Source organism: Lysinibacillus sp. NPDC098008, from assembly GCF_044760715.1.
Lineage (GTDB): Bacteria > Bacillota > Bacilli > Bacillales_A > Planococcaceae > Lysinibacillus.
The window spans coordinates 90,688-106,321 of the sequence record NZ_JBIWBA010000003.1; the positions used below are offsets into that span (position 1 = coordinate 90,688).

The following is a 15,634-nucleotide window of genomic DNA, read 5'->3' on the forward strand; positions in this document are numbered from 1 at the left end:
CGAACCCGCACAGAAGCAATGGCATTTCCATAAACGATTACTAGATAAGTTTATAGGATAACTATTAGTAATAGAGGGGGAGATTCATATAACAATGATTACTGAAAGCAAAGAATATCGTACAAGGTAAAATGGTTAATGTAAAGTATATTACCATAGAAAATATTTGCCTAGTTAAGATATCTATTAGCGTAAGTATACATGATTTTACCCATATAGGAGAGGAGTTAATCTATATATATAAAGGATTGATGCAATCTATGTGCATCAATCCTTTTATCATTTAACAAAATCGACTAATTTTAAATGGTGTTAAATCCTGCTTGCTTGTACCATCTAGGATTAATTCGGAAAGTACCTCGCCAACGGCACTACTAAATTTAAAGCCATGCCCAGAAAAGCCCCCTGCCATGACAATATTGCGATGGTTAGGTAAAAAATCAATAATAAAATCTTCATCTGGTGTCATGGAATATTTGCACGTTTTGCCGTATTTGAATGCACCATGCTGTGGCATAAATTGCTGAATAAATTGCTGTAAATCTTCACGATCATTATCGTCAAAGGGGTGCAATGGTTCATTTGGATCAACCGCTTCTCCGCCATCATGTCGACCTAATTTTAATCCTACACCATCAATGCTTGGAAACCCGTAATAGAAAGAATCTGCTAACTCAATCCCGTAAGCTGGGAAAACAGCATCACGATAAAGCTGTTCATCTGCTTCAAACCAAGCAAAGGTTTTACGTGTTGGTGTAACAGGAATTGATATATTCATAGTTGCTAGTAACTCGGTTGCCCATGCGCCAGCTGTAACAATTAATTGCTTTGCTTGATAGGTAGTATTCGCTGTTTGGATATGTACAATGTCACCTGCTTGAATAGCGAGCACCTTGTCATTTGTTTGCAAGGTTGCACCAGCAGCTAATGCTAATTTTTTATATGCCTGTATACATGCCTCAACACGGAGGACACCTGCTGTTGGTTCAAAGCAAGCGACGAGATTTGCGGGGAGGGCTAATCCCGGCCATTTTTCCATTGCTTCCTCTGCTGAATAACATTCAAGTGCTAAATGGTAGAGCTGTGCACTTGCCTTCACATTTTGAATAGAGGAGCTTGTGGGCTCGCCAATATTAACCACACCTGTTTGTAAAAATAAGCGTTCATCTACTAAACTTTCTAGCTCCTGCCATAGCTCGCCAGCTCTTTTCACAAAAGGTACATAGCTTGTGCCCTCACCATAGGCAAAACGAATAATACGTGTATCCCCATGATGACTGCCTTCCTCATGTGGGGGATTAAAGGCATCTAACAGCAGCACCTTTTTTCCTGCCCTTGCTAAATAATACCCCGCAGCCATGCCCATGGAGCCTGCACCTACAATTACCACATCATATAGCATTCTAAATCCCTACTTTTTTGCTCTAGTATAGCAGAATATAGCGCAATTAAATAGCTAAAAAATGCACAGCACCTGCTACTCAATAGTGGATAGGGAGCTGTGCATAATTATTTACTTAGTATTTGGTAAGATTTTATTCAGGATAATAGCTACTAAAGCTGCTGTTGCAATTGGTGAGCCAAATAAATATTGAATGGTTGTCGGTAAAGAATATAAGAAGTCATCAGGTAGGACGGTTAATGCTAATGTTAAAATAACAGGTATAGCAATAACATACATTTCCTTCTCACCAATATATTCATTTTTCATAACCTGTAAGCCACTAATCGCAATAATACCGCAGACGATAACAAAGACGCCACCAATAACAGCCGAAGGAATAGCTGAAATAAGCGCAGCTAATTTACCAGAGAAGCCAAATACGATAAACCAAGCCCCTACAGCAATAAATACACGGCGGCTGGCAACACCTGTAATCGAGATAACGCCTGCATTTGTTGAATACCCTGTAACAGGTGTAGAGCCTAAAAAGGAAGCAATAAAGCAGCCAATCCCTTCACCAACCACACCACGGTTAATTTGTCGCTCGGTTAATGGCTGGTCGATAACATTACTAATGGCAAACCATGTTCCTGTTGTTTCTGCCATTAACACAATATAAATAATAATCATTGTAATAATTGCTGAAATATTAAAGCTAAAGCCAAAATCGGCAAATGGAATTTGAGGCATACTAAACCAGCGTGCCTGTGATACGGCAGATAAATCTAAAACGCCCATTATATTTGCAGCTATACTGCCTGCGATTAAAGCGATAATAACGGAAGCAATACGAAATACTCGTCCTTTTTGCTGAAAAACAGAGCCTAGCATAACGCAAAGCACTAAAACACCTGCTGTAATTAATGCTAAATAGATATTTTGTGTCATCGATGCGCCTGCGCCATTAAAAATATTATCACTTAATCCGACAGGCATTAATGATAGCCCAACAACAAAAATAATTGTACCGCCAACAATTGGTGGAATAAATATTTTAACAATTTTATTAAAGATACCTGTATAGCCTAAAATAATCACCAAGATTGCCCCAATTAAGCTGGCTCCTAATACGGTACTCCAGCCTAGATCACCACTGCCGCTTGCTGCATAAATTCCAACAATGGCTCCAAGTGGTACATAGGATGGACCCTGTGCCATTGGGAACTTCATACAGAAATGTGTTTGCACAATGGTCGCAAGTCCTGCTGCAATAAAGGTTGATTGAATTAAGGCACTTGCTTGACCTGTTTGTAAGCCAATTAACATAGCAATTAAAAATGGTACAACATACACATCCATTGCCATGACATGTTGTAAGCCAAGCAGTGCTGATTGACCAAAAGAAATTTTCTCATGTGGTAAGACGGTCAATTGTGTTTTTGCTGATTGATTAGCTAGTTTGTTATGCTGCGTTTCCACGGAAATGTACACCTCAAAATGGTAGATTTTAATCAATTACGCTCCAGCGTAATTGTGCCTGTCGCTAATGCTTTCGGTACAAAAAGAATTTGCTGAGCCAAGATCAAATTAGCCTCTAGTATGAACTTTATTGCCCTGCACCCAGACTTCACGAATATTTTCAGGACGAACAAGATACATTATTTTTTGGAAAATATCGTGTAAATCCTCATGCTGGTCGAAAATAGGTAGCTTAGCAGAAGGGATTGCTGTATCAATAACCTGAACATCCCATGCATAGTTTTCCTGTAAACGACCAATAGGAAGGCTTAAGCTTTCGCCTCCACCTGCTGTTGCAAGGTAGAAAGCCTCATTAATTGTAATGCGTGAATTTGGTACGCCACGCTGTGCGGCTGGAATTGTCGTATCCACACCATCCTCTAGCATTCTTGAGGAGATAACAGCTTGGCGTGCATTATCAAAAAGGCTTGGAGAAAACCCACCTGACACATCTGTGCCTAAGCCAATATCCACACCCATTGCATGGAAGCGAGCGATAGGAATAACACTATTAGCAAAATAAGCATTGGAGATTGGGCAATGACCAATAGCTGTCCCTGTTTCAGCAAATAATTGGGCATCCTCATCGCTTAAAAAATTGCAATGTGCCATAACAGATTTATCGCCTAAGAGACCAAAGTCATGCAGGGCAACAGCATCATTTTTATGGAATCGTTCTTTGACATAGCCATGCTCCCAGTCACTTTCGCTACAGTGCGATTGAATATGTGTATCATATTTCGCTGCTAATTCGCCCAAGCCCTTTAAAGCCTCATCTGTACAGCTTGGAATAAAGCGTGGTGTAACAACTGGATAAACACCCTGCTTAGTTGTTTTTGCTAATTCCTTGACAGCCACAATAAACGCCTCTGTATCAGCTAATGCTGCTTGTGTGCTGGCATCGCGATAAAAATCTGGATTTTGCTCGGCATCATCCATCACTACTTTCCCAACAAGTCCACGCTGTCCTTTTTCCGCACAGATTTTTGCCAAAAGGATGCTTGCTTCTTTATGCACAGTGGCAAAATAAAGTGATGTTGTTGTACCATTGGCAAGCAATGTGCTTACTAAATCCTCATAAACCTCTTGGGCAAAAGCTATGTCAGAAAATTTGGATTCGATTGGGAATGTATAGGTATTGAGCCAATCATAAAGTGGAATATCTAATGCTGTACCCGATTGTGCCCATTGTGGTGCATGGACATGTAAATCGACAAAGCCTGGTAAAAGATATTGGCCCTCAGCTAATTGATGGAAATTGCTGTGATGCTGATAGGTAGCTAATAGTTGCGGATAATCCGCATGGTCAGGAGCGACTATTTTTTCGATCATGCCCTCTGCATTAATGAAAAATAAATAGTCCTTTAATAGTTGGATTTCAGTAGGGGATTTACTAGTAAAAGCTGTTCCTTTAAATATTTGCGTATATTCTGTCATAAAAACCACCTTAATGTTCGTTTGTTGTTAATAATACCGATTATTATAGGCTATTATAACGGTTTAGTCTATAAAAAAAGCGAATATTCATAGATAGAACTGCTCAATTTATAAGCGTGAGTGCTCAATAAAAGGATGTGTTCGCTCAATACAGGGGTAATTCCGCTCCATTTATAGGCGTTCTACTTTAACATAGAACGCCAACATTTAATCAGATAGATTCATTAATAATATGAAGAAAGCTATGAAAGGAGGAGGCGTAAAGCGGCTCATTTTTTCGTGTACATAAGTAAATAGGGCGCTGAATATCCATATTCTTAATAAAAACTCGCGCAATTTGCTGCTGCTGGATAAAGCTAGAAGCGGCAATGGACGGGGCAAGCATCGTACCATAGCCTGCGGCAATAGCATGAATGGATTCGTTGATACCATCGAGTTGCAGCCCGACTTTAGGTGGTGGAATTTTATGTACTTTACATAAAGCATTTAAAAATTCCTTGGTGGAGCTACCATCCTCCCTTGACACAAAGGGCTGCTGCATTAGCTTTGCCAGTGAAACCGTTTGACCTGCAAGTGGGTGCTGGTAGGGTACAATAAACCAATAGTCTAAATTCATTAGAAATTGATAGGTAATATCAGGATGATGCCCATCTTCTTTAACAATAAAACCTAAATCGGCCTTGTAATGAAGCAGTTCCTCTATAACTTGCTGTGAATTAGCCGTTTTTACATGAATATGAGCGGTTGGGTGAACCTGTTTAAAGTGAGCCAGCCATTTTGGCAATAAAAAATGAGAGGGCACATGTGTAGAAATAATTTGCAATTCCTCATTGCCTGTATTTTTCAACTGTGCTACTTTATTTTCAATATCCAATTCTAAATCAAATAAACGCTGTGCTTGTTTAAATAAAAAGGTTCCATTTTGCGTTAAGGTGATACCTCGACCTTTCGATTCTAATAAACGTAGGCCTAGTTCCTTTTCTAAATTGCGTATTTGAATGGTAACAGCGGGCTGACTAATGCTAAGTGCCTGTGCTGCTTTGGACACGCTGTTAAGCTCAGCAACCTTTGTAAATAAACGCAATGCATGTAAATTCATAAATGATAAACACACCTTTAATAAAAAATTTTTATAATTTCATATATATTATATATTAGATTTATTAATTTTTACTCTGTATCCTTTATATTACAATCAAATATATGGGGGTGAATAACAATGAATCGACAACATATGGGAATTGTTTTTGGTGGCATTTTATTACTAGTAATTGCAATGGGGATTAGTCGATTTGCTTTTACACCGATTCTACCATTTATGCGTCACGATGCAGGGTTTTCATTGGAGGTAGCTGGCTATTTAGCTTCCAGTAATTATATCGGTTATTTTATAGGGGCATTATGGGCAGGGTTTATTGCTCGTCAGCGCAAAACCGTTTTATTAGTGAACGTTGTGATCAATGTGCTATCTGTTGGCATGATGGGCTTGCTAGAAGTATATAGTGTCTGGCTTGTGCTGCGCTTAATCGCTGGTATTACAGGGGGAATTATTTTTGTTTTAACATCCAGTATTATTATGGACTATTTAGCAAAGCAATCACTATCAAGATGGTCAGGCTATGTATTTAGTGGTATTGGTCTTGGCATTGCTATTTCAGGCTTATGTGTGCCAATGATTGAAAAACAATTTGCATGGCAGGGGACATGGATAGGTTTAGGGATAATATCAGCTATTTTTTTAGCCATTACATATCGTTTATGGAAAGGCTTAGGCGTACAGGATAGCATAAAAACAAAGAATACCTTTGATACAACAATGGTAAAGGGCTTTATGCTATGGCTTATTTTATCCTATGGCTTAGAGGGATTAGGCTATATTATTACAGGTACTTTTTTAGTTGATATTATTCATAATATCCCATCTTTACGAGCTTACTCGTCATATAGCTGGGTTATTGTTGGACTAGCTGCGATTCCATCAGCACCTGTTTGGACATTATTATTAGAAAAATTTTCAGCAATAAAAATTTTAATGGCGGCATATATACTTCAAGTGATTGGCATTTTATTACCTGTATTGTCGCAAACCGTATGGAGTGTATTGTTAGCATCGTTTTTATTTGGCTTAACGTTTGTAGGCATTGTTACACTTACAACATCGTATGCACGCCAGCTATTCCCAACACAAAGTGGCTTAGTTGTGTCATTATTAACAACGGTATATGCTTTTGGGCAAATTATAGGACCAATTATCGCGGGGCAGCTTGTAGAGGTTTATAATAGCTATAAAGCGGCACTTGTCTTTGCAGGTGCAATTGTGTTCCTTGCATTGCTTGTCATGCTAGTAGGCAAAGGGCTAACAATGAAAAAGCAAGCTGTCACGGCTATTTCTCAACCACGTTCATAAAAGGCAAAAGGGAATGTCTAGTTTTTTAGACATTCCCTTTTGGGATTAAACAGCATGATAACGACCAACAGGCACAATTAAAGGTGTTTGAGAAACAGGGTCTTCAATCACCATGCTCTCTAAATCAAAGGTTTCTTTAATTAACGCACTTGTTACAATATCTTTTGGTGAGCCTTCAGCCAGTAAATGACCATTTTTTAATGCAAATAGATGGTCTGCATAACGGGCGGAAAGGTTAATATCATGCAGTACCATCACAATCGTTGTACCATGTTTTTTATTTAAATCTGTCAGCAAATCTAAAATTTCCACCTGATATGTAATATCTAAAAATGTTGTGGGCTCATCTAAAAATAAAATATCTGTTTGCTGTGCCAGTGCCATCGCAATCCATACACGCTGGCGCTGACCACCTGACAATTCATCAATATTGCGATCAGCAAATTCTGTAATGTTCATCATGTCAAGTGCCTCTGCAACTGCCTCATAATCTTGCTTTGACCATCCTTTAAATAATGCTTGATGAGGAAATCGACCACGCCCAACTAAATCAGCCACTGTAATGCCTTCTGGCACAATAGGGGATTGAGGTAATAGCCCTAGCACACGCGCTAATTGCTTTGGTGGCATTTGATGAATTGATTTGCCATCTAGGACGACTTGACCACCAGTTGGCTTAATGAGGCGTGCCATTGTTTTTAGCAATGTAGATTTGCCACAACCATTCGCACCAATAATAATGCTAATTTTATTACTTGGGATAGCAATGCTGACATCTTCTAAAATGGTTTTCTGCTCATAGCCAGATGTTAGATGCTCAGCTTGAAGCATATGTGTTGGTTTCATCATATATCTCCCTTTCGATTGATTCGAATTAACAAGTAAATTAAGTATGGTGCACCAATAATGCCTGTAATAACACCTACTGGATATCTAGCTGTAAATGCGAATTGACCAATTAAATCTGCAGCCAATACTAAAATAATGCCAATTAGCCCAGCTGGAAGTATATTTGAAAACCCGACACCTACTAATTTTTTAGCGATTGGCCCAGCAAGGAATGCAACAAAGGCAATTGGTCCTGTAGTTGCCGTAGCAAGTGCAATCATTAATACAGAACAAATAATTAAGATGATTCGCGTTTTATTTGTATCTATCCCTAAAGAGGTAGCGGCTTGTTCACCAAGCTCAAGCATTTCTAAATATTTCCCGAAAAATAATAGGATTGGTGTAAAGATCATCACTGCAATTAGTAATGGGTAAAGTGTTTCCATTTTTGCACCATTTAAGCTTCCACTTAACCATCTCATCGCAGAGGGAATATCATGCGTATTCCCAATTAGCATTAAATAAGAAATGAATGCATTGAGCATTGCCTGAATGCCAATCCCGATTAAAATTAATCGACCAATTGAAAAAGAGGAGCCTTTTGATAACGCATAAATAATAAGCACAGTTGCTAATCCGCCAACAATGGAAGCGATGGACACAATCGTATTGCTTGCCTGTAAAACAATAATACAGAATACAGCAGCCGCGCTTGAACCAGCCGTAATACCAATGACATTTGGGTTTGCTAAAGGGTTGCGTAGCATTGTTTGGAAAACATAGCCGCCAACACCAAATGCAAAGCCAGCAAATGCACCTGCTAGCATTCGTGGTAATCGAATTGTGCCGACAGCAAAGGAAGCCCCCTGTATATGTTGCCCTAAGAGCACATGGATTACATCTTTAACAGGATAAATGGTGTTTCCAAGCATCAGCATTGTGCCGCAAAGTATGATGGCAATAAGAGCGAGTATAGAAGTGGTGATCACAAACCGTCTTGTTCTTCGTTGTCTGCCGTCTATTATGGATTTCAATGTTTCATTCATCATAACGCACGCATTTTCGCTTTCATTGTAATTAAAATTAAGATTGGAGCGCCAATAAAGGCTGTTAAAATACCTACCTCTAGCTCACCGGGACTACCAAGAAGTCGTCCACAAACATCTGACACTGTTAAAATAATCGCTCCTGCTAAGGCGGACATCGGCAGTAAAAAGCGTATATCAGGTCCAATAATAAGGCGAACAATATGAGTAGCTAATAAGCCAATAAAGCCAATTGGTCCTGCTAGCGCTGTAGCAGCCCCACATAAAAGCACACCGCCCAGTGCTGCAAATAAACGCAATGTTCCTGTACGAACACCTAAGCCAGTTGCGACTTCATCCCCAAGCGCTAAAGCATTAAGTGCTGGTGCTGTAAAGAGGGCAATCACCATACCTACAATTAAAAATGGTATAAATAGCTGAATGGCATCCCAGCTACCAGCACCTACACTACCAACCTGCCAAAACCGAAATTGATCCATGACATTTGTCCGCGGAATCATCACCGCCACAACTAATGACGATAAAATAGCGCTTGTCGCAGCTCCTGCAAGTACAAGCTTTAGAGGTGTAGCCCCACTTGCCCCCATAGAGCCTATACCAAATACAAAAATCGCTGTGATCATAGCACCAGCAATTGCTAGCCAGATATACTGGCTGGCTGCACTAATATTTAAAAAGGCGATCCCACATACGACAAAAAGGGATGCCCCTGTATTTACCCCTAAAATACTTGGGTCTGCAATTGGATTGCGCGTAACAGCTTGCATTAGTGCCCCAGAAACACCTAATGCCGCTCCGCATAGCAAACTAAAAATTGTTCGAACGATTCGTTGTCGCACAACGCTGGCTTCATGTGACTGGGCATCAGGATGGAATAAACCATCCATCAGTCCAGTCCAGCCAATTGTACGAGAACCGAATAGCAGAGAAGCAATCACACATATCGCAAGTACAATGATAAGAAAAAGTAAAACCTTACCAAAATGTTTAGGGATAAAGTATTGCTTTTGTTCGGTAGCTTGTAACTTATTCATATTACTTCACATTTTTTGCAACGTCTGAGATTAAGGATAGGTATTCATCAATTGTATAAGCAATTGATAGTGGGCTAGGCGTACCAGCGGCTGCAAGCGGTGTATTATCACCAATCACAACAACATTGCCATTTTGAATAGCAGGTACTTTCCCTAAAATTGGGTCAGCTTGTAATGCAGGTAAAGTTGTATCATCTCCATAAGCAATGAAAATTTCTACATCAGCTAAAGCATCTGCGTTTTCAGCACTTAATTCAATATAGAAGCTACTGTCATCTGTAATTTGCTGTTTAATGCTTTCAGGATATTCCATCCCTAGCTCCACTAAAAATTCACCACGTGGGTCAGCAGGCGTATAAATATAGAATTTTGATAAGTCTGTTGCGCTAAACATAGCAAATGCTGCTTTTTTACCTTTAATTTCAGGATGCTCATTCACTTTATCTTGAATTAATTTTTCTGTATCTGCGATTAATTGCTGACCTTCAGCAGCCATCCCCATACCTTGCGAATTTAATGTAATTTGGTCACGCCAAGAAGTTACCCAAGGAATTTCTTTATAGGCAACAACGGGTGCGATTTGGCTTAATGTATCGTACTCCTCTTGTGTAATACCAGAGTATGCAGCAAGAATAACATCTGGATTAGAGTCTGCAATTGCCTCAAAGTCTAAACCATCAGTATCTTGATAAATGTTTGGATTTTCTTCACCAAGCTCCTTTAATTTTTCCGCAGTCCAAGGAAGCATCAATTCACCATCTTGAACACCATAGTTTGCTGCGGAGAAGCCTACAGGAACAATACCAAGTGCTAAGGCAACATCATGGTTAGACCAAGCAATTGTTGCGACACGCTCAGGCTTTTTTTCAATAACTGTTTCACCAAAAGCATGTTGAATCGTAATTGGATATTGCTGTTCATCAGTCGTTTCTGATGTATTGTCTTTCGGTTGTTCGTCATCTTTTTTAGCAGTGTCCTCATTAGAAGAATTAGAGCATGCTGCTAAAGCAAAAACGAGTAATGACACTAGCATTAATAGCAGCATAGAATTTTTCATTTTTAGCATGTTAGTAACCTCACTTTATTTTCTCGAATGATAATGATAATCTTTATCACTAGAATAAAATAATACGCTTATTTTAATGAAAGTCAATACAATTTTTTGGCATTTTGTCGTTGTGGAGAAGGAAGAAAGCTGAACACTTTTAAAATATTAGTCTTGCTTCATATATAGAAAAAAGTAATATAACAAGAGAGGGAATTCAACGAAAAAGGAGGAATGACCTTGCGCTTATTTCACGTAAGTGAGAACCCTACTATAGAAATTTTTTATCCCCGTATACCAAAGCGGCAAGATTTAGATACAACAAAAGGGCTTGTATGGGCAATCAATGAAAGATGCTTACCAAATTATTTAACACCGCGAAACTGTCCACGTGTATGTTTTCATGCAGGGGCACAAACAACGGAGCAAGATAAACGAAGCTATCTCTCAACTGCGTCACATGTAGTCGTTATTGAAAGAAAATGGTTTGAAGTATTGAAAAATACGAAACTGTATTTATATGAGTTTGATAGCAGAGAATTTATATTACAGGATGACAATGCAGGCTATTATATTAGTGAGAGAGCGCAAATGCCCATTGCTATCTTTGAGCTTGATGATGTCTATCAAGCATTATTGGTACGGAATGTTGAACTGCGAATCGTAGATAGCTTATGGGACATTTATGATGAAATCCAACAGACAACATTAAATTGGTCAATGTGCAGAATGCGTTTTGCACAGCCTCGATATAGGGAAAACTGTTCTGATAGTAACTTTTCTTAGGCGAAAGCGTCTGAACAAATAGAGGTGAGCGTATGCCATTAACATTTGCACATCCAGCTGCCGTGCTGCCTTTTTCGAGAAAAAGCAAATATATTCATTTTTCAGCGCTTGTACTAGGAAGCATGGCTCCTGACTTTGAATATTTTGTGAGAGGCAGACCAATCGCAGAAATTGGTCATAGCTTAACAGGCTTCTTTATGTTTAATTTACCGCTTATAATGCTTTTTTATATAATTTATCGTGTATGCATCTCGCAAAGCCTTATGCAGCATTTACCAAGATGGTTGCAAGATATAACCTATCAGCCATTAACTAAAAGCAAGCTGATCAATGTAATTATTTTTAGTTATTCAGCACTCTTGGGAATGCTAACGCATGTTGTTTGGGATTCCTTTACACATCAGCATGGGTCTATGGTGACAAAATTAACCATACTATCACAAACCATCCAGATAGGCGGTTTTCAAATACCTATTTATAAATTATTACAGCATGGTAGCACATTGCTTGGAATTGCGTTAATTATAGGCTATGTATATAAGAGAGCAGCCCATTCTTCCAAGAGCTCCTTACCAACTATATATCCAAAGCAGAAATACCTTTTTTGGATGGCTGTTTTTGGCGTAACATTTAGTTTTATATGCTTGTGGTATGCTATTGCTTGGCAGCCATTACACAGCTATGGCATCTTAGTCGTCCGTACAGTTGACGCATTTTTCTGTAGCCTATTAACGATTTCCTTGTTAACTACATATAAAAGGAGATGCTTTGAGTAACCCGAGAAACATCTCCTTTTATTGAATTATTTCCTTTTTAGCTTGGACAAGAGGAAGAATAAATAGATAATAAAGCTTGCATAAACTATTAGCCAAAGAAATCGCCAATAAAAATGATTTGGTATCGTCTTTAGCTGGTCGCCGCTATTCATGATTTCAAGTGAAAGATGGAGTGGCGGTAGCAGCCAAATAAGCCCTTTGATTTGCAAAATAGAATCCTTTAGCGTTGCTAAGACTAATGTAAGTAATAAGATACTTGAACTACCCCCACTTACTCGCTAACGCTCCTTGAAGTGGGAGTCTTCTGTCGGAAAACGATAAAACGCCTGATTATTTTCAAACATAGTGGGGGCAGTATAGGCTTCGTTATCGTGCTACACTTATGAGAGAGCAATCAGCTATAAGGAAATGAGGGATAGTCATGATTTTAATTAGCGCTTGTTTAGCAGGGTTGAATATTCGGTACAATGGCACAAATAGTTTGGATGAGCAAATACAAAAGCTTGTACTAGACAATAAGGCTGTCACGGTTTGCCCTGAGCTTATGGGAGGCTTTTCAACACCCCGTGAACCTGCTGAAATTGTAGGTGGCATTGGAGAAGATGTTCTCGATGGAAAAGCAGCCGTGGTTGAAAAATCAGGTCGTGATGTTACAGAGCTATATGTCAAGGGTGCTTATGCAACATTGCACAAGGCACTAGAAGTAGGCGCAACAAAGGTTATTTTAAAGGAATATAGCCCATCCTGTGGCAGTGTGATGATTTATAATGGTGATTTTAACGGTACTAAAATCGCTGGGGCAGGGGTAACGACTGCGCTATTACGAAGACATGGCATTGAGGTGCTATCAGAGGAAGATTTTCAAAACGTCTAAGGCTCTGCTTTAGAACCTTAGACGATGACTTATAATGAACGATATTTTTTTAAGCTTATAATATTTAAGACAATAAAGACGATGGCAAAACAAGCGAGCACAATGAGATTTAGCAGAATCTCGTTGAAGGAATAGCCTTTATACATCACACCATTTAAAGCATCTGCTGCATAATACAGAGGCATAATATGACCGAGATTTTGCAGCCATTCCGCCATATTATCAAGCGGGAAAAGCCCTGAAAAAAATACCTGTGGCACAATGACCAACGGAATAAATTGCATCATTTGAAACTCTGACGCCGCAAAGCTTGATAGCAATGCACCTAAGGATAGGGATACAAGGGCAACCATCATATTAATCAATAAAACAAGCCAAATCGAGCCAATATGGACAATATCAAGTACATAAATACCAAATAACACAATAATAATTGTTTGTAACAGGGCAAATAAACCGTAGCCAATCATATAGCCTGCGACAATCTCTGAGCGTTTAATAGGTGTTGCCAGCAACCGCTCCAATGTGCCTGAAGTACGTTCTTTTAATAAAGCGATGCCTGTAATTAAAAAGACAAAGAAGAACACAAAAAAGCCAATTAGCATAGGACTAAAAATATCAAAAATAACCGTATCCCTATCACCATAAATATAGTCTGTTTCGAGATTACCTGTAGAAACTTGCGTAGGCTGTAAAATTTGTGCCAACTGCATCGTTAAAAGCTTTGCCTGAGAAGGGTCATCATTTAATAAAGTGAGCTTTATAGTCTGTTGGTCGATAGCCAGCCAGCCAGTGTACTCTTTTTCTGCTAACTGCTTTTTAGTAAAATCTTGATCTTCAATAATTGTAAAATCTGTGCTCTCTAGCTTTTCCATAAGTGGTGCAGAACCATTGGAAACAACAAGTGTAATCGCAGGCTCATTACTATTAAAAATAAAGTACATTAATGAGAGTACAAGAAGTGGTGCTAAAAATAGTAAGGCGAGCGTGCGTTTATCTCGTTTCATTTGTTGAGTAATTCTTGTGATAATGGCGCCTATTCTCATTGTACATCACCTCCAGCTTTTAAAAACACCTCATCAAAATCTTTCGCTTGATAATGTGCTTTTAATGCTTGCGGTGTGCCCTGTGCAATAATATGTCCACTTCTTAGCATGGCTAGCTGATCGCATCTTTCCGCCTCATCCATTGCATGGGTTGTGACTAAAATCGTTTTTTGTTCTTCCTCTTTTAAACGAATAAGCTCTTGCCAAATCTCCCTTTTTAGCACAGGGTCAATACCAACTGTTGGCTCATCTAAAATTAATAGCTGTGGATTTTGAATAAGTGCAATGGCAAGCGATAATCTACGCTTCATTCCTCCAGAATAATTGATGACTTTTTGCTGTAGATCATCTGTTAAGCGCACAAGATTGGCAGCATAGGCTACACGCTCCATACGCTCCTCTTTTGACAAACAATAAAGCCTTGCAAAAAAATGTAGATTCTCTGCACCTGTTAAATCTTGATAAAGCGCATCATTTTGTGCCATATAGCCAATAGCTTTTAATAATTGCTGATGCGGCACAGCAAAATCCAATACTTGAATAGTGCCTTGATCTGGCTTTAGCATCCCCATAATCATTTTAATCAATGTTGTTTTGCCACAGCCTGATGGACCAAGCAAGCCCATTAATTGTCCCTTTGGAATAGCCAAGGAAAGAGGGGCAATAACCTGTTTATGCTTAAAGCTTTTTTCAAGGTTATGAATAGAAATAGCATAGCTCTCCATAACGATCACTCCTTCACTGAACACAGTGTTGATTTGATAAAAATTTTACGGTAGCATAGGAGCAAATACAATAAACAGTTTGCAGCCATGTGTTAAGTAAATGGAGGAGTAGCTATGTCGATACATGAACAAATGACATTTGAAACAAAGCAGGCGATAAAAAAAGCATTTATTCAACAAATGGAGGAGGTAGGCTTTGAGCGTGTAACCGTTAAAAATTTAGCATTAACCGCCCATATTAATCGAGGCACATTTTATTTACATTATGCGGATAAATTTGCGGTGATGGAGGATATCCAGCAGGAGTTATTGATGGAGCTAGAGAGTCGTGTCAAAAAGGTGCAGCCAGTGGAAGCCTTTCAAACTTTACAAACAGGGCATCTATATCCACCATTTATCAATGTGATTACATGCATTAAAGAACATGCCCCTGCCTTTCGGGTGTTACTAGGAGAGCAGGGAAGCCCTACATTTGCGAAAAAGGTAAAAATAATTTTTAGCAATCATATTTTAGATCGATTAGCCATTGTACGCAAAGAAGTGCAAGACCCAGAATTCCAGCAATATTTCCAAGCCTTTATTGCTTCTGCTATTTTAGGTGTCATTCAGGAATGGCTAGATAGAGGAAATCAGGATTTAAGCATGGAGGAAATGGTTATGATTCATTTTCGATTACTAAGATTTGTCGGCACGCTTGTATCCTCAGTCTAAAAAAGAACATGAGGGTA

General features: G+C 39.0%; 15 protein-coding genes. 5 read left to right on the top strand and 10 right to left on the bottom strand.

What is annotated here, in order from left to right:
* Window positions 1-283: 283 nt before the first annotated feature.
* From solA to ACIQVU_RS05200, 4 genes are all read right to left on the bottom strand, one after another.
* Window positions 284-1,402: an N-methyl-L-tryptophan oxidase gene (solA, locus tag ACIQVU_RS05185; protein ID WP_340805083.1), complete on the bottom strand. Its 1,119-nt coding sequence runs from the start codon at window positions 1,400-1,402 to the stop codon at window positions 284-286.
* Between the two features lie 111 nt (window positions 1,403-1,513).
* On the bottom strand, window positions 1,514-2,863 hold the full coding sequence (locus tag ACIQVU_RS05190) for a uracil-xanthine permease family protein (protein ID WP_340805084.1): 1,350 nt from the start codon (window positions 2,861-2,863) through the stop codon (window positions 1,514-1,516).
* A gap of 108 nt (window positions 2,864-2,971) precedes the next feature.
* Window positions 2,972-4,339: a guanine deaminase gene (gene guaD / locus ACIQVU_RS05195; protein ID WP_340805085.1), complete on the bottom strand. Its 1,368-nt coding sequence runs from the start codon at window positions 4,337-4,339 to the stop codon at window positions 2,972-2,974.
* A gap of 211 nt (window positions 4,340-4,550) precedes the next feature.
* Window positions 4,551-5,438 (bottom strand): LysR family transcriptional regulator, encoded by an 888-nt coding sequence (locus ACIQVU_RS05200; RefSeq protein WP_340805086.1) that lies wholly within the window; start codon window positions 5,436-5,438, stop codon window positions 4,551-4,553.
* A 120-nt stretch (window positions 5,439-5,558) separates the two neighbouring features.
* On the opposite strand from ACIQVU_RS05200, the gene ACIQVU_RS05205 reads away from it, so the two are divergent.
* The gene (locus ACIQVU_RS05205) at window positions 5,559-6,746 is read left to right on the top strand and encodes a YbfB/YjiJ family MFS transporter (protein WP_340805087.1); all 1,188 of its coding nucleotides are present in this window, start codon (window positions 5,559-5,561) and stop codon (window positions 6,744-6,746) included.
* A gap of 45 nt (window positions 6,747-6,791) precedes the next feature.
* On the opposite strand, the gene ACIQVU_RS05210 is transcribed toward ACIQVU_RS05205, so the two are convergent.
* The 4 genes from ACIQVU_RS05210 to ACIQVU_RS05225 are packed head-to-tail and all read right to left on the bottom strand — an operon-like array spanning window position 6,792 to window position 10,720.
* Window positions 6,792-7,592, bottom strand: a complete 801-nt coding sequence (locus tag ACIQVU_RS05210) for an ABC transporter ATP-binding protein (protein ID WP_340808543.1) — start codon at window positions 7,590-7,592, stop codon at window positions 6,792-6,794.
* Entirely contained in the window at window positions 7,592-8,623 is a 1,032-nt protein-coding gene (locus ACIQVU_RS05215; RefSeq protein ID WP_340805088.1) for a FecCD family ABC transporter permease, read from the bottom strand. The genes ACIQVU_RS05210 and ACIQVU_RS05215 overlap by 1 nt, the downstream gene beginning before the upstream one ends.
* Entirely contained in the window at window positions 8,620-9,654 is a 1,035-nt protein-coding gene (locus tag ACIQVU_RS05220; protein ID WP_402894240.1) for a FecCD family ABC transporter permease, read from the bottom strand. The genes ACIQVU_RS05215 and ACIQVU_RS05220 overlap by 4 nt, the downstream gene beginning before the upstream one ends.
* Before the next feature lies 1 nt (window position 9,655).
* Window positions 9,656-10,720 carry an iron-siderophore ABC transporter substrate-binding protein gene (locus ACIQVU_RS05225; protein WP_340805091.1) on the bottom strand — a complete coding sequence of 355 codons (1,065 nt, stop codon included), beginning with the start codon at window positions 10,718-10,720 and terminating at the stop codon, window positions 9,656-9,658.
* A gap of 219 nt (window positions 10,721-10,939) precedes the next feature.
* Here ACIQVU_RS05225 and ACIQVU_RS05230 point away from each other — a divergent pair, with 219 nt between their 5' ends.
* From ACIQVU_RS05230 to ACIQVU_RS05240, 3 genes are all read left to right on the top strand, one after another.
* Complete coding sequence (locus tag ACIQVU_RS05230) at window positions 10,940-11,485, top strand: DUF6886 family protein (protein ID WP_340805093.1); 546 nt, start codon at window positions 10,940-10,942, stop codon at window positions 11,483-11,485.
* Between the two features lie 32 nt (window positions 11,486-11,517).
* Window positions 11,518-12,261: a DUF4184 family protein gene (locus tag ACIQVU_RS05235; protein WP_402894245.1), complete on the top strand. Its 744-nt coding sequence runs from the start codon at window positions 11,518-11,520 to the stop codon at window positions 12,259-12,261.
* Between the two features lie 421 nt (window positions 12,262-12,682).
* Window positions 12,683-13,135, top strand: coding sequence for a 2-thiouracil desulfurase family protein (locus ACIQVU_RS05240; RefSeq protein WP_340805096.1), 453 nt, complete (start codon window positions 12,683-12,685; stop codon window positions 13,133-13,135).
* Window positions 13,136-13,164: 29 nt separating this feature from the next.
* On the opposite strand, the gene ACIQVU_RS05245 is transcribed toward ACIQVU_RS05240, so the two are convergent.
* Both ACIQVU_RS05245 and ACIQVU_RS05250 read right to left on the bottom strand, forming a co-directional pair.
* Window positions 13,165-14,181: an ABC transporter permease gene (locus ACIQVU_RS05245; protein WP_340805097.1), complete on the bottom strand. Its 1,017-nt coding sequence runs from the start codon at window positions 14,179-14,181 to the stop codon at window positions 13,165-13,167.
* A complete protein-coding gene (locus ACIQVU_RS05250) occupies window positions 14,178-14,906 on the bottom strand; it encodes an ABC transporter ATP-binding protein (RefSeq protein WP_340805098.1) in 729 nt (242 codons plus the stop codon). The genes ACIQVU_RS05245 and ACIQVU_RS05250 overlap by 4 nt, the downstream gene beginning before the upstream one ends.
* Window positions 14,907-15,020: 114 nt before the next feature.
* Here ACIQVU_RS05250 and ACIQVU_RS05255 point away from each other — a divergent pair, with 114 nt between their 5' ends.
* Complete coding sequence (locus ACIQVU_RS05255; protein WP_402894249.1) at window positions 15,021-15,617, top strand: TetR/AcrR family transcriptional regulator; 597 nt, start codon at window positions 15,021-15,023, stop codon at window positions 15,615-15,617.
* Window positions 15,618-15,634 lie beyond the last annotated feature (17 nt).

What these genes read in the sequence shown, in the direction of transcription:
- ACIQVU_RS05255 (WP_402894249.1), top strand. Translation starts at nt 15,021, where the DNA reads ATGTCGATACATGAACAAATGACATTTGAAACAAAGCAGGCGATAAAA.
- guaD (WP_340805085.1), bottom strand. Translation starts at nt 4,339, where the DNA reads ATGACAGAATATACGCAAATATTTAAAGGAACAGCTTTTACTAGTAAA.
- ACIQVU_RS05205 (WP_340805087.1), top strand. Translation starts at nt 5,559, where the DNA reads ATGAATCGACAACATATGGGAATTGTTTTTGGTGGCATTTTATTACTA.
- ACIQVU_RS05215 (WP_340805088.1), bottom strand. Translation starts at nt 8,623, where the DNA reads ATGATGAATGAAACATTGAAATCCATAATAGACGGCAGACAACGAAGA.
- ACIQVU_RS05240 (WP_340805096.1), top strand. Translation starts at nt 12,683, where the DNA reads ATGATTTTAATTAGCGCTTGTTTAGCAGGGTTGAATATTCGGTACAAT.
- ACIQVU_RS05245 (WP_340805097.1), bottom strand. Translation starts at nt 14,181, where the DNA reads ATGAGAATAGGCGCCATTATCACAAGAATTACTCAACAAATGAAACGA.
- ACIQVU_RS05200 (WP_340805086.1), bottom strand. Translation starts at nt 5,438, where the DNA reads ATGAATTTACATGCATTGCGTTTATTTACAAAGGTTGCTGAGCTTAAC.
- ACIQVU_RS05225 (WP_340805091.1), bottom strand. Translation starts at nt 10,720, where the DNA reads ATGCTAAAAATGAAAAATTCTATGCTGCTATTAATGCTAGTGTCATTA.
- ACIQVU_RS05210 (WP_340808543.1), bottom strand. Translation starts at nt 7,592, where the DNA reads ATGAAACCAACACATATGCTTCAAGCTGAGCATCTAACATCTGGCTAT.
- ACIQVU_RS05220 (WP_402894240.1), bottom strand. Translation starts at nt 9,654, where the DNA reads ATGAATAAGTTACAAGCTACCGAACAAAAGCAATACTTTATCCCTAAA.
- ACIQVU_RS05235 (WP_402894245.1), top strand. Translation starts at nt 11,518, where the DNA reads ATGCCATTAACATTTGCACATCCAGCTGCCGTGCTGCCTTTTTCGAGA.
- solA (WP_340805083.1), bottom strand. Translation starts at nt 1,402, where the DNA reads ATGCTATATGATGTGGTAATTGTAGGTGCAGGCTCCATGGGCATGGCT.
- ACIQVU_RS05250 (WP_340805098.1), bottom strand. Translation starts at nt 14,906, where the DNA reads ATGGAGAGCTATGCTATTTCTATTCATAACCTTGAAAAAAGCTTTAAG.